Genomic DNA, 13445 nt, shown 5'->3' with positions numbered 1-13445 from the left:
CAGTCACTCAGGATGGCGCGCGTAACGCAGCCACCCGGCAATGCCTGAGCTGCCCTCTACGCGGTCTTTGGGATGACTCCGGCCCTCATTGACGGGCACTTCCGGGAAGTCGAACGGGCTCATTCCCTCGATACACGCCACGTTGACGCCGTATTGGTCCGGCGCAGAACGGCGTTGGTGGAACGTGTAGATGCCGCACTTTGAGCAGAAGTAATGCTTTGCTTCACGTGTGTTGAACTGATAGAGGGTGAGCGCCTCTTCCCCCTGGGTGACCGTGAGGTCGTTCAGGTTGGCCGATACCGCTACGGCACCACGCATACGGCAGAGCGAGCAGTTACATCTGCGTGCGGTACGCAAACCATCGGTCAGGCGCACAGAAAAGCGGACAGTCCCGCAATGGCAGGCCGCTTGGTAGAGTGGACGGTTATCGTTGCTGTCATCGGTCATAACTGGCCTCCAATCGGTTCCTGGAAGGCAAAGCGTGGTCTTGCCACAGGTGCAATTCCTCAGGGCTGCGTGATCTCCTTCAAAGCATACAATCACCCCTTTCGCAAGGAGCCACTCTGTAGACCGCCGCCGCACCAGTGCCCACTACCAGGTCGTTGCCACAGTTGCGACAGATACCCCCGAGTGCCTCACACCGAAACACCTCGCCCATAACGAAAAAAGGCACCTGTCACCAGATGCCTTTTCCTTTACCCAGAATCGACCGACCGTCAACCCACCGAGCGAGCCATCGCCGCCGCCCGCGCCTGCCCACGGCTGGTGATGATCCCCAGGAAGGAAATCACCAACGCCAAGCCCAGGGTCGAAGTCACCTCCGCGCGATGTTCCTCGGTGAACATCATCACCCCCAAGGCGCCAGCGATGAAGATGATCACCGCCCAGGTCAGGTACGGGAACAACCACATACGGAACTTCAGCTCAGTGCTTTCGCGCTCCAGGCGGCGGCGCATGCGCAGCTGGGAAATGGCGATGGCCATGTACACCAGCAAGGCAATGGCACCGGAGCTTGCCAGCAGGAACTCGAACACGCCCTTGGGTGCGAAGTAGTTGAGGATGGCGATGCCCGCTCCGATCAGGGTGCTGCCGAACACGGCTGCGTAGGGTACGCCGGCTTTGTTGGTGTGGTTCAGGACGGCCGGGGCGTCGCCGCGCTTGGCCAGGGAGTACATCATCCGCGAGGCGATGTAGATCGACGAGTTCATGCAGCTGGTCACGGCCACCAGCACCACCAGGTCGACCATGAACGCGGCGTTGGGGATGTTCATGATTTCCAGGGCGCGCTGGTAGGAGCCGACCACTGCCAGTTGCGGGTCGTTCCACGGCACGATGGAGATGATCACGAAGATCGACAGGATATAGAACGTGCTGATACGCCAGATCACCGAACGGGTGGCCTTGGCGATGTTGCGCGACGGGTCGCTGGACTCGGCTGCAGCGATGGTCACTGCCTCGGTGCCGATGAAGCTGAACATCACCGTGATGAACGCGCCGACCACGGCAGACCAGCCCTTGGGCGTGAAGCCGCCATGCTCGGCCATCAGGGTGCTCAGGCCGCTGACTTCGCGGTTTGGCAGCCAACCCATCAGGGCCGCGAAGCCCAGGCCGATGAAGCCAAGGATCGCCGTGACCTTGAGGATCGCGAACCAGAATTCGAATTCGCCGTACTTGGCCACGCTGAACAGGTTGGTGCCCGCGAGCAGCACGACCGACAGCAAGGCGAAGATCCAGCTGTCCACCTGGGGGAACCAGGCGTTGAGCACATGACCTGCGGCCAACGCTTCGATAGGGATCACCAATACCCAGAACCACCAGTACAACCATCCGATGGTGTAGCCGGCCCAGCGGCCGATGGCTTGTTCAGCGTAGGTGGAGAAGGAGCCGGTGTCTGGATGGGCGACGGCCATCTCACCGAGCATGCGCATGACCAGTACCACCAGGGTGCCGGCCACGAAGTAAGAAAGAATGGTAGCTGGCCCGGCCGCCGCGATGGCGTGCCCGGAACCTACGAAAAGTCCGGCGCCGATGATGCCCGCGATGGACAACATCGTTACATGACGTGGCTTGAAACCTTGTGCAAGGTTGCCATCAGATCCCACGGTGTTCATTGGTCTTGTTCTCTTTTTGCTGACACAAGGAAAGACGGGCAGACGTAGGCGAAAAGCTTCTCCTTTGAAAGAACGGTAACCAGGTACACCACTCACGCTCTGTTGTTGACGTTTTCACGCTCAGGGCGATGCACCGACAAAATGCGGGGTCCACTTTAAGCCGGGGCGGGCGACGGCAAAATACTCGAAAACGTCCCGCAACTGTTCGATCACGACACGGCTTTGCCGGGCGGGTCACATTTATCAAATGGCCACTAGGGGTGCTCTGGGACGGGCGTTCCAGCGGAATGGAACCGAGCGCGCTACGCGCCCTTTTCGCGGCACAAGGCCGCTCCTACAGGACGCGCGCCCCCCTGTAGGAGCGGCCTTGTGCCGCGAAAGGGCTGCGCAGCACCCCCCTATAGGGGCGGCCTTGTGCCGCGAGAGGCTGCACAGCAGCCCCCATTGGCAGCCTCAATAGGTCAGGCAGATCTTGCCGAAATGGCGATTGCTTTCCTGGTAGCGGAAGGCCTCGACGATCTGCTCGAGCTCGAAATGCTTGTCCACCACCGGCCGCAGGCCATTGGCATCGATCGCGCGGATCATCGCCTGTTGCTGGGCGCGGCTGCCTACCAGCACACCCTGCAGGCGAATCTGCCGGACCAGCGCCTGGACCAGCGGCAGTTGCCCGGCAACACCGGTAAGGATGCCGATCAGCGAGACATGCCCGCCGATACGCGCGGCGATCATCGATTGCTCCAGGGTCGCCGGGCCACCCACTTCGATCACGTGGTCCACGCCACGGTTGCCCGTGAGCTCGCGCACTTTTTCGCCCCACGCCGGGGTGCTGCGGTAGTTGATCAAGTGATCGGCGCCCAGCGCCTTGAGGCGCTCGAGCTTGGCATCGCTGGAGGACGTAGCGATAACCGTGGCACCGGCCAGCTTGGCGAACTGCAGGGCGAAGATCGACACCCCGCCGGTACCCTGCACCAGGACCGTATCGCCTGGTTTGAGGTGGTCATCGCTCATCAGCGCGCGCCAGGCGGTCAGGCCGGCGGTGGTCAGGGTCGCCGCCTCGGCATGGCTGTAGCCCTGGGGCGCCAGGGTGAAGGCGGTAGCGCGGGCGGTGACCTGCTCGCGGGCATAGCCGTCGATACCGTCCCCGGGCACGCTGGCGAAACCTTCCACGTTCGCCTGGCCGTCGAGCCAGCCCGGGAAGAAGGTGCTCACCACCGAATCCCCGACCTTGAATTCGCTGACGCCCGGGCCCACGGCAACCACCTCGCCCGCGCCGTCGGCCATGGGGATGCGCCGCTCGCTCGGGCCCCACATGCCACTGACCACCGCGAAGTCATGGTAGTTGAGGGAGCTTGCGTGCAGGCGCACGGTGATCTCGCCAGCCTGGGGCGCAGGCGCCTCGCAGGTGCCGACCTGGACCTTGTCATAACCGCCGCCGGGTTGGACGTAGATCGCTTTGCTGCTCATGGCTGGGTCTCCTTGGTAAGTCGAAAATTGCAGTGCAGCTTAGCCTGTGCCTGCATGCCGGTCAGCTCAACAACCCTCGCAGCGCATGGCAATCTGCGGCATGCCAGTCCACAAGCTCCGGCCAGGGGTTGTCCGGCAGGTTGACCAATACCGTGCGCGCGCCAGCGGCACGCCCGCAATCCAGGTCGAAACGGTAGTCGCCGACCATCACCAGCTCGCTCGGTGACACGCCCCAGGCGCCGGCGATCTTCAGCAGGCCGTCGGGGTTGGGCTTGGGCGCGGCCTCGTCGCGGCCAAGAATATGCTCGACCGGGAAGTAGTCCGCCAAGCCGATGGCCTCCAGCGTCACATGGGCCAGCTCCCGGGCGTTACGGGTGAGGATCCCCAACTGGCAGCCGCGCCCGGCCAATTCACGCACCAACTCGACGGCACCAGCCGCCGGGCGCGAGGCGATCGCCAGGTCCCGCTCGTGCTCCAGCAGCCAGGCGTGCTTGGCGGCCGCCTCCTCCACCGGCAAGGCCGTCAGGTGGGTAAGGATGTCGTGCTCCGGCGGAATGCCCAAGGCCTCGCGGATGGCGGCGAAATCATGCACGGCCACCGTCAGGGTGCCGTCCATGTCGAACACCCAATGACGAACGGCGCCAAGGCTCATGCCCAGTCCTCGCGATGGCGGATCAGGCCTTCCTGGCACGACGATGCCACCAGCTGGCCGGCGCGGTTGAAGATGCTGCCACGGTTGAACCCACGAGCGTTGCCGGCCCAGGGGCTGTCGGTGGCATACAGCAGCCACTCATCGGCGCGCAGGTCGCGGTGGAACCACAACGCGTGGTCGAGGCTGGCGATCTGCATGTCCTTCTGCCACACCGACTTGCCGTGGGGCAGCAGCGAGGTGGTCAACAGGCCGAAGTCCGAGGCGTAGGCCAGCAGGTACTTGTGCAGGGCCGGCATGTCCGGCAGCTTGCCGTCGGCGCGGAACCAGGCGTACTTGATTGGTTCGCCCGGCTTGGGGTTGAACGGGTCGCGCTCGGTGACCGGGCGGATCTCGATCGGCTTGGCGCACAGCACCTTGTCGCGAATGCGCTCGGGCAACTGCTCGGCCATGGCGCTGGCCAGCTCGACCTCGGTGGGCAGATTTTCCGGGCCGACCACGTCAGGCATCTGCACCTGGTGCTCGAAGCCGCCCTCGTCGTACTGGAACGACGCGCTGCAGGTGAAGATGGCATGACCCTTCTGGATCGCCGTCACCCGCCGGGTGCTGAAGCTGCCGCCGTCACGCACGCGGTCCACCGAGTACACCACCGGCATGCTGGCATCGCCTGGGCGCAGGAAGTAGCCGTGCAGCGAGTGCACATGGCGCGCCTCCTCGACCGTCTGGCTCGCGGCCGACAGCGACTGGCCCAGCACCTGGCCGCCGTACAGTTGGCGGAAACCCAGGTCCTGGCTGCGCCCACGGAACAGGTTTTCTTCGATGGATTCAAGGCTCAACAGGTCGACCAGGTCGTCCAATACATGGCTCATGGGGTTCTCCTAGCAAGGCATCACGGCTCTACGGCGCAGTTATGCAGCAAATGATACAGGGTTTGTCATTGACGCCCTGCATAAGCTGCCATTCAGCCACGCAGGGTGTCTTGCCAGCGTGCCCGGTCGATGCGGTACAGCACATGCGGGCGCAAGGGGTGGCCGACGGCCAGGCGGGGGTGTTCGAAACTGCCGGCGGGGTCCTGGACCATGCCGATGGCTTGCATGACCTTCTGCGACGGCAGGTTGCCCTCGGCAGTGAACGACACCACCTCGTCCAGGCGCAATTGGGCGAACGCACAACGCAGGCAGGTCCAGGCCGCCTCGCTGGCGAAGCCAAGCCCCCAATGGCGTCGGGCCAACCGCCAGCCGATCTCCACGGCCGGGGCGAAGGGGGCATCGAAATTGACATTGAGCAGGCCGGTCATGCCGATGAACGCACCACTGTCCTTGCGCTCCAATGCCCACAGCCCGAAGCCGTACTCATTGAAGTGGCCACGGATGCGCCCGATCAGCGCTGCCGTCTCCAGGCGCGTCATCGGCGCGGGAAAATAGCGCATCACCTGGGGGTCGGCGCAGAGCGCGGCGAACTCGCGCAGGTCGTCGTCCTGCCACTGGCGCAGGATCAGGCGCGCGCTCTCCAGTTCGAAGATCGGGGTCATCAGGGCCGCTCCGCATTCACCGTCGTGCAGTCTATAGCGTAGGCGCAGGCCTGGCCTTCACCCAGCCCCCAAGACCGTGAATGTATTTTCCACACCTACTTCTTCACCGGCCACCGGGGTAGCGCATGCAGCCGAGCAATGCCCTGGAAAACCACCTCCACCGTCCTCGGTGGCATCGCCTCGTCACTGCTGGCAAGATCAGCGCCTGCCCCTCGACGCGATACCACCATGCCGTTGCCGCTGATCTACCACGACGACTACAGCCCGGAGTTCCCACCCGAGCACCGTTTCCCCATGGACAAATTCCGCCTGCTGCGCGACCACCTGGTCGACAGCGGCCTGACCCTGGACACCGAGCTTCTGCGTCCGCAGATCTGCCCCAACGACATCCTCGCCCTGGCCCATGACCGCGGCTACATCGAGCGCTACATGCAGGGCGAGTTGTCTCGTGAGGATCAGCGCCGCCTCGGCCTGCCGTGGAGCGAGGCGTTGGCGCGGCGTACCGTACGTGCCGTGGGCGGCTCGTTGCTGACCGCCGAAATGGCCCTGGAAAAGGGCATCGCCTGCCATCTGGCCGGCGGCACCCACCATGCGCACTACGACCACCCGGCTGGGTTCTGCATCTTCAACGACCTGGCGGTGATCAGCCGCTACCTGCTGGAAGCCGGTCGCGTGCACCGGGTGCTGATCTTCGACTGCGATGTCCATCAGGGCGACGGCACCGCACGGATCCTTCACGACACCCCCGACGCCATCACCGTGTCGCTGCATTGCGAACAGAATTTTCCCGCACGCAAGGCCCAGAGCGACTGGGACATCCCCCTGCCCCGGGGCATGGGCGACAACGCCTACCTGAAGGTGGTGGACGACGCCCTGAACTACCTGCTGCCGCTGTACCAACCTGACCTGGTGTTGTACGACGCCGGCGTGGACGTGCACAAGGACGACGCCCTGGGGTACCTGCAGCTGACCGACGCTGGCCTGGCCGCCCGTGACGAGCAGGTCATGCGCCATTGCCTTGGCCGCGACATCCCCGTGGCCGGGGTGATCGGCGGTGGCTACAGCAAGGATCGCCAAGCCTTGGCCAAACGTCATGGCATCCTTCACCACAGCGCGGCGCGGGTGCTCGGTTGTGCACAATGACTGTGGAACCGCCTGTGGATAACCTGAGCGAAAGACGCTGCAGGCCTTTAACTGCCTGATCTGCAAAGCACTGGTCATTTTTTGTGCAGTGTTTCCCCGGGCCCGCCTGGGGTAGAATGCCGGCTCTTTTCCACAGCCTGAAATCGCCCATGCCCAGCCAACGCTCCGCCTCCCCTCCCCTGGTCGCCGTCATTGGCGGCGGCCCCGCCGGCCTGATGGCCGCCGAGGCACTGGCAGGCGCAGGCATGGCCGTGCAGGTGTTCGATGCCATGCCGTCGGTGGGCCGCAAGTTCTTGCTGGCCGGCGTGGGCGGCATGAACATCACCCATTCCGAACCATACCCGGCCTTCGTTTCGCGCTACGCCGAGCGTCGCGACGAAATCGATGCCTTGCTTCGCGACCTGGATGCCGACGCCTTGCGCCAGTGGATCCATGGCCTGGGCATCGAGACCTTCGTCGGCACGTCCGGGCGGGTGTTCCCCCGCGACATGAAAGCCGCGCCGCTGCTGCGCGCCTGGCTCAAGCGCCTGCGCGACAGCGGTGTGGTTATCCACACCCGCCACCGCTGGCTGGGCTGGAACGATGACGGCACCTTGCGGATCGCTTATCCACAGGGCGAGTTGAGCCAGCACGCCGATGCCGTGGTACTGGCGCTCGGGGGCGGCAGCTGGGCACGCCTGGGTTCCGATGGTAGCTGGCAGCCGCTGCTGGCCGAACGGGGTGTGGATATCTCGCCGCTGCGGCCAAGCAACTGCGGCTTCGAAGTGGAAGGATGGAGCGCGCTGCTCAAGGAGAAATTCGCGGGCGCGCCGCTGAAGAACATTGCCCTGAGCGTGCCGGGCAGTACGCCGCGCAAGGGTGAATTCATCCTTACCGCCCAGGGCGTCGAAGGCAGCCTCGTCTATGCATGGTCCGCAGCAGTGCGCGGGGCCATCGATCGCGACGGCCGGGCCACGTTGCTGCTCGACCTGCTGCCGGACCGGCCTGTGGATAAAGTCGCCCAGGCCCTGGCCAAGCCACGCGGGTCCCGTTCCATGGCCAAGCACCTGCAGGGTCAATTGGGGATCGACGGAGTCAAGGCGGCATTGCTGCGTGAGCTGACCGACCAGGCGACCTTCGCCAACCCCACCTCGCTGGCCAAGGCGATCAAGGCCCTGCCGATCGAACTGGTGCGCACGCGGCCCTTGGACGAGGCGATCAGCAGCGCCGGTGGCGTGCGTTTCGAAGGGGTGGATGAAGGGTTGATGCTCAAGCAGGTGCCTGGCGTATTTTGCGCGGGGGAAATGCTGGATTGGGAGGCGCCGACCGGGGGCTACCTGCTGACCGCCTGCTTTGCCAGCGGGTTGCGGGCGGGCAAGGCGGCCGTGGCGTGGCTGGAGCGGCGTCGCTGATAGTGGGGCTGCCTTGCAGCCCATCGCGGGACAAGCCCGCTCCCACAAAGACCGTGTAGGAGCGGGCTTGTCCCGCGATTGGGCCGCACAGCGGCCCCCAAGATCTCAAGGCTTACGCTTACGCGGCCCGCTGTTGAAGCTCGGCACCTTGCGCACCGGCTTGACCGCAGGCTCCGAAAAACTCGCCTCGGCACTGTCCATCCAGCGCCCCAACCCACGCTTGGCGCTGCTCTCCTTCGGTTTCTTGGGTTTCTTCGGCTTCTTCAGCACCTGGCCATTGGCATCGGTCAGCGGCACCCGGTGATCGGGAATGAAGTCCGGCTCTTCATGGCGCGGCAGCGTCTGACGAATCAGCGTCTCGATCGCCGCCAGCAGCTGCACTTCATCCGCACACACCAGCGAGATCGCCTCGCCCTTGTTGCCCGCCCGGCCCGTGCGGCCGATACGGTGCACATAGTCTTCGGCCACGATCGGCAGGTCGAGGTTGACCACCAATGGCAAGTCGTCGATATCCAGGCCCCGAGCGGCGACATCGGTGGCCACCAGCACCTGGATCTCGCGCGCCTTGAAGCTGTCCAGGGCACGCTGGCGGGTAGCCTGCGGGCGATCGCCATGGATACCGTCGGCGTTGACGCCCTCGCCCAGCAGCCGCTCCACCAACTGGTCGACGCCGTTGCGCGTCTTGGCGAACACCAGCACCTGCTTCCAGCGCTGCTTGCGCAGCAAATGGCAGAACAGGTCGGCCTTGCGCTTCTTGTCCACCGGCACCAGCCACTGCTTCACGGTGCTGGCGGTGGTGTTGCGCGGGCTGACTTCGATGCTCAGCGGGTCGTTCAAAGCCAAACCCGCGAGCATGCGGATCTGGTCGGAGAAGGTCGCGGAGAACAGCAGTGTCTGGCGCTTGCGCGGCAAGGCGGCATACACCGCTTGCAGCTCTTCGGCGAAGCCCAGGTCGAGCATGCGGTCGGCCTCGTCGAGCACCAGCACCTGCACCTGGCCGAACTTGACGGCGTTCTGGCGGAACAGATCGAGCAGGCGGCCAGGGGTGGCCACCAGCAGGTCGACGCCTCGACGCAGGCGCATCATCTGCGGGTTGAGGCTGACCCCGCCGTACACCGCATAGGTGCTCACCGGCAGATTTTCGGCGTACTCACGAACATTGGCATGAACCTGCTCGGCCAGTTCGCGGGTCGGCACCAGCACCAGGGCACGAATCGAATTGCTCTGCACCTTTTCCCCTTCCAGGGCCAGGCGCTGCAGGACCGGCAAGGCGAAGCCGGCGGTCTTGCCGGTGCCGGTCTGGGCTGCGGCCATCAGGTCGCGGCCGGCCAGCACGGCGGGGATGGCCTGGGCCTGGACCGGAGTCGGAGTGGTGTAGTCCAGCTGCTGCAGGGTGCGCAACAGCGGTTCGATCAGGCCGAGTTTGGCGAAATTCATGGAGATACCATCAGGGGGTTCAGCGAAGGCGGCAGTTTACCGCAACACCCCGTCCTACTTGCACATTTCGCCTTTCAACGGCGCCGGCTGCTCAGGCGCCTTGCGCCACTGCGGCAGGCCGATCAGTACCACCGCCCCGATGATCACCGCCATCGCCACGCATTCCTCGGCACCGATCCGTTCGCCCGCGAAGACGATACCCAACAACACCGCCACCGCCGGGTTGACATACGCATAGCTGGTGGCCGCCGCCGGGCGCACATGCTTGAGCAGGTACATGTAGGAGCTGAACGCCAGGATCGAACCGAAGAACACCAGGTACGCCAGCGCGCCCCAGCCCGCGGCAGTCGGCATCTGCACCAGGCGCTCGCCGCTGACCGCGCTGCCGATCAACAGCGCGGCCCCACCGACCAGCATTTCGGCAGCGCTGGCCATGGCTCCCTGGGGTAATGGCAGGCTCTTGCTCCATACCGAGCCAAAGGCCCAGGCCGCCGCAGCGAACAGGATCAGGGCCGCCCCCATGGGGCTGGCCTGCAGGTTGGAGCCCAGGTTGAGCAAGCCGATACCCACCAGGCCAAGCGCGATGCCCGCCCACTCCAGGCGCGAGTTGCGATGCCCGAACAGCAAGCCGAACACCAGGGTGAACAGCGGCACCGTCGCCACCGCCAACGCGGCGACACCCGACGCCACCCCGGCATGCTCGGCCAGGGTCACGCCGCCATTGCCGCAACTGAGCAACAGGAAGCCGATCGCCCCCGCCGCACGCCATTGCGGCCAAGTCGGCGCGGGTACGCCCCGCCAGCGCAGGAAGCCATACAGCAGGCTGCCGGCGATGACGAAACGCACCCCGGCCATGAGCATTGGCGGCCAGGACTCGACCCCGATACGGATGAACAGGTAGGTGGAACCCCAGACCAAATAGAGGGCCAGGAAGGCGCCGATGAGCAGCAACGGGGCAGGACGGGACGCAGGCATGGGAAAACACTCGAAATCCGTTTACGGGTGACTTAGTTTAGAAAGGGCCTCGCGCAAACTTAAGTTACAGAACAGCTTTAAATGACCGAAACACTTTGCAATGAACGGTTATGCGCGGATTTGGCCGTGGATTGCAAGGCAGCCAGGAACCACCATGGATAAGTACGACCGCATGCTACTCGCCGCCCTGCTGGAAAACGGCCGGGCCACCTACGCGCAACTGGCTCGCCAAGTGAATCTGTCCGCACCGGCGGTGGCCGAGCGGGTGGCCAAGCTCGAGGCCAGCGGCGTGATCACCGGCTACACCGCCAAGGTGGATCTGGCGAAGATCGGCCTGCCGATCCAGTGTGTGATCGAACTGCGCCTGGCCAGCCACGGCAACCAGCAGGCCTACGACGCGCTGACGCGGATCCCGCAGCTCACCGAATGCCATCGAGTGACGGGCGACCCCTGCGTGATCATGCAGGCGGCCGTGGGGTCGATGAATGAGCTGGAGGCATTGATCAACCAAGTGTCGCAGCTGGGTTTCAGCAAGACCTCGATCATTCTTTCCAGCGCCGTGGAGCGGCGGGTGCCGCTTGGGCAGCTAGAGGGCAACGGGAGGAAGGGCTGAGGCGCACATCTCCCCTGTGGGAGCGCCCACCGGCCTGTCAATGACGCAGTAACAGCTGCCCCTCGATCGGCACGTACCGGCTGGCCGCGCGAATCAACGACAGCGCGGTAAGCCCAGGCACCCCATAGACCACCGTCTCGACGCCATGACGCTGGTTGGCCCGCTCCATCAGTAGATCAAAGTCACCATCGCCAGAGGCCAGCACCACCTGGTCGACCCGGCTGGCGGCATCGATCACATCCAGGGTGATACCCACATCCCAGTCCCCCTTGGCCGAGCCATCGCTGCGCTGGATGAACGGTTTGAGCCGCACCTCGAAGCCCAGGTTACGCAGGATCTGCTGGAACTGTTGTTGCTTGCTGTCACCGCGGTCGATGGCATAGGCCACCGCCTCGACGATCTGCCCCTGGCGACTGACATCGGCCCAGAGCGCGGCGTAGTCGAAGTGGCAGCCATGCACCTGGCGCACGGTGTAGTAGAGGTTCTGCACATCGGCGAACAACGCGATCTTCTTCACCCTGACCTCTCTGCCTGCGTGAACGGGGCCGCACGGCAGCAGCCCCAATGCGCGCCAGTATGCCAGAGGCGTCAGACGAAGGTGTCGTCGTCGGAGAAGAAGCCACCGCCATCGCTGCCGTAGTCGCTGTCCGCAAAGCCCTGGTCGTAGCCGTAGTCGCCGTTGTCGGCCACCTGGGGTTGGCTGCCCTGGTCGGTCCAGCCGCCGTTGTCGCTGGCCGGCGCCGGTTCTTCCTTGATCACCTCGACCACTTCCTCGGGCTGGGAGCCATGGTTGAACAAGCTGCTGATGCCTTGTGCCAGCAGCACGCCACCGGCCACACCGGCAGCGGTCTGCATGGCACCGCCCAAGAAGCTGCTGGCGCCACTGCGCGCCGGCGCGGCATTGAAGGCAGGCTGCTGGCGTTGGCCGAAGCCTGGCGCCGACGGCTCGCGCCAGCCGCCACCGGAGGCCACGGGCGCGGCCGGGCGCTGGGGTTGGGGCGCCGGCGCGGCCTCGCGCGCCCCGCCACCGAACAGCCCCGACAGGAAGCCCCCGCCACCACTACCGCTGCGGCTCGCCTCCGCTTGCGCCCGGGCCTGCTTGAGTTCGGCCTCGAGCTGCTTGTTCTGCTCGTCCAGACGCTTGATCGCGGCCTCCTGGACCAGGATTGCCTGGGCCATGTAATAGGGCGCTGCCGGCTGCTGGCGCAGGTGCTCCTCGATGCGCGACTGCGCCTGGGCATCGCGGGCCTGGCCTGCGTCCTCGGCTTGCTTGATGCGGCCGAACAGGCCATCGATCAGGGTTTGCTCTTCAGTATTCATTGGCTACCTCGTGCACAGGGCGAACATCGGATAGCGTCAAAGATGGGGGTCGTGGGCGATGGAATCAATCAGCCAAAGGGTGAAACTTTTTTCAGCGAGCGACGGACTGGGCTAAAGTTACGCCCTGCTTTTTCTGCCATGCGATATAGACCCGATGAATCCGCTGAGCGTCCTGCGCGACTCCCTGTACTTCTTCCGCCGCCACCTGCTGAACATCATTCAGCTCTGCCTACCCTTGGTCGCGGCCGAGGCCCTGTGCACCCAATTGCTGTACCGCCAGTTGGGCGACGAGGCCTCCACGGCCTACGGCATGTTGGTCAGCCTGCTGTTCTACCCGCTGTACAGCGCCGCCCTCATTCTTTACATGGACACCCGCAGCAACGGCCAGGACATTGCCAAGCGCAACCTGTTCGCCCGTGCCGTGCAGCTGTGGCCGGCCCTGGCCCTGCTGATCCTCATCAGCTCGCTGCTGATCATGGCGGGCCTGGCGCTGTTCATCTTCCCGGGCGTGTGGATCATGATCAACCTGGTGTTCGCCGAGTACCTGCTGGTGCTGCGTGGCCTGCCGGTGGTACAGGCCATGCGCGAGAGCGCCCGGATGACCACCGGGCACTTCATGCGCATCCTGATCTGCATGCTCGCCGTACTGGCTCCGCTGTGGCTGCTCGACGGCCTGCTGCTGATGGCCTTCCCCGAGCCGCAGCCGGGTGTGCAACTGGCGCTGGACAGCCTCAGCGGCTTCCTGCAGCTATTCAGCAGCGTGGTGCTGTACCGCCTGTTCATGCTGCTGGAAGGCGAACCTAACGCCTGA

At 64.8% G+C, this 13445-nt stretch carries 14 protein-coding genes; 4 read left to right on the top strand and 10 right to left on the bottom strand.

What is annotated here, in order from left to right; translation table 11 throughout:
* Positions 1-3: 3 nt before the first annotated feature.
* The 6 genes from ACXHGZ_RS01810 to ACXHGZ_RS01785 all read right to left on the bottom strand — a co-directional run bounded on the left by ACXHGZ_RS01810 (position 4) and on the right by ACXHGZ_RS01785 (position 5755).
* The gene (locus ACXHGZ_RS01810; protein WP_480462098.1) at positions 4-447 is read right to left on the bottom strand and encodes a GFA family protein; all 444 of its coding nucleotides are present in this window, start codon (positions 445-447) and stop codon (positions 4-6) included.
* A 269-nt stretch (positions 448-716) separates the two neighbouring features.
* Positions 717-2111: a GABA permease gene (gabP, locus tag ACXHGZ_RS01805; RefSeq protein ID WP_224457849.1), complete on the bottom strand. Its 1395-nt coding sequence runs from the start codon at positions 2109-2111 to the stop codon at positions 717-719.
* Between the two features lie 453 nt (positions 2112-2564).
* Positions 2565-3575 (bottom strand): zinc-dependent alcohol dehydrogenase family protein, encoded by a 1011-nt coding sequence (locus ACXHGZ_RS01800; protein ID WP_480462097.1) that lies wholly within the window; start codon positions 3573-3575, stop codon positions 2565-2567.
* Positions 3576-3636: 61 nt separating this feature from the next.
* Positions 3637-4227, bottom strand: coding sequence for an HAD family hydrolase (locus tag ACXHGZ_RS01795; RefSeq protein WP_480462095.1), 591 nt, complete (start codon positions 4225-4227; stop codon positions 3637-3639).
* Positions 4224-5093: an acyl-CoA thioesterase II gene (gene tesB, locus ACXHGZ_RS01790; protein ID WP_224457846.1), complete on the bottom strand. Its 870-nt coding sequence runs from the start codon at positions 5091-5093 to the stop codon at positions 4224-4226. Before tesB ends, ACXHGZ_RS01795 begins: the two co-directional genes overlap by 4 nt.
* A gap of 92 nt (positions 5094-5185) precedes the next feature.
* The gene (locus tag ACXHGZ_RS01785) at positions 5186-5755 is read right to left on the bottom strand and encodes a GNAT family N-acetyltransferase (RefSeq protein WP_480462094.1); all 570 of its coding nucleotides are present in this window, start codon (positions 5753-5755) and stop codon (positions 5186-5188) included.
* A 228-nt stretch (positions 5756-5983) separates the two neighbouring features.
* Between ACXHGZ_RS01785 and ACXHGZ_RS01780 the strand changes: the two genes are divergently transcribed.
* Both ACXHGZ_RS01780 and ACXHGZ_RS01775 read left to right on the top strand, forming a co-directional pair.
* Entirely contained in the window at positions 5984-6898 is a 915-nt protein-coding gene (locus tag ACXHGZ_RS01780; RefSeq protein WP_480463977.1) for a histone deacetylase family protein, read from the top strand.
* Positions 6899-7047: 149 nt separating this feature from the next.
* A complete protein-coding gene (locus ACXHGZ_RS01775) occupies positions 7048-8289 on the top strand; it encodes a TIGR03862 family flavoprotein (RefSeq protein WP_480462092.1) in 1242 nt (413 codons plus the stop codon).
* Between the two features lie 105 nt (positions 8290-8394).
* Here ACXHGZ_RS01775 and rhlE1 read toward each other — a convergent pair whose 3' ends face one another.
* Both rhlE1 and yedA read right to left on the bottom strand, forming a co-directional pair.
* Positions 8395-9726, bottom strand: coding sequence for an RNA helicase RhlE1 (gene rhlE1 / locus ACXHGZ_RS01770; protein ID WP_084855516.1), 1332 nt, complete (start codon positions 9724-9726; stop codon positions 8395-8397).
* Between the two features lie 54 nt (positions 9727-9780).
* Entirely contained in the window at positions 9781-10701 is a 921-nt protein-coding gene (gene yedA / locus ACXHGZ_RS01765) for a drug/metabolite exporter YedA (protein ID WP_084855517.1), read from the bottom strand.
* A 154-nt stretch (positions 10702-10855) separates the two neighbouring features.
* Between yedA and ACXHGZ_RS01760 the strand changes: the two genes are divergently transcribed.
* Entirely contained in the window at positions 10856-11314 is a 459-nt protein-coding gene (locus tag ACXHGZ_RS01760) for an Lrp/AsnC family transcriptional regulator (RefSeq protein WP_480462090.1), read from the top strand.
* Positions 11315-11351: 37 nt separating this feature from the next.
* Here the strand turns inward: ACXHGZ_RS01760 and ACXHGZ_RS01755 are convergent, their stop codons facing one another.
* Positions 11352-11831: an NYN domain-containing protein gene (locus tag ACXHGZ_RS01755; RefSeq protein WP_084855519.1), complete on the bottom strand. Its 480-nt coding sequence runs from the start codon at positions 11829-11831 to the stop codon at positions 11352-11354.
* 71 nt (positions 11832-11902) lie between these two features.
* On the bottom strand, positions 11903-12634 hold the full coding sequence (locus tag ACXHGZ_RS01750) for a DUF2076 domain-containing protein (protein WP_480462088.1): 732 nt from the start codon (positions 12632-12634) through the stop codon (positions 11903-11905).
* Positions 12635-12788: 154 nt separating this feature from the next.
* Here ACXHGZ_RS01750 and ACXHGZ_RS01745 point away from each other — a divergent pair, with 154 nt between their 5' ends.
* The gene (locus ACXHGZ_RS01745; RefSeq protein ID WP_480462086.1) at positions 12789-13445 is read left to right on the top strand and encodes a YciC family protein; all 657 of its coding nucleotides are present in this window, start codon (positions 12789-12791) and stop codon (positions 13443-13445) included.

It is taken from the genome of Pseudomonas shiyinii (assembly GCF_056725765.1).
This window is presented reverse-complemented; position numbering and strand designations above follow the sequence as displayed.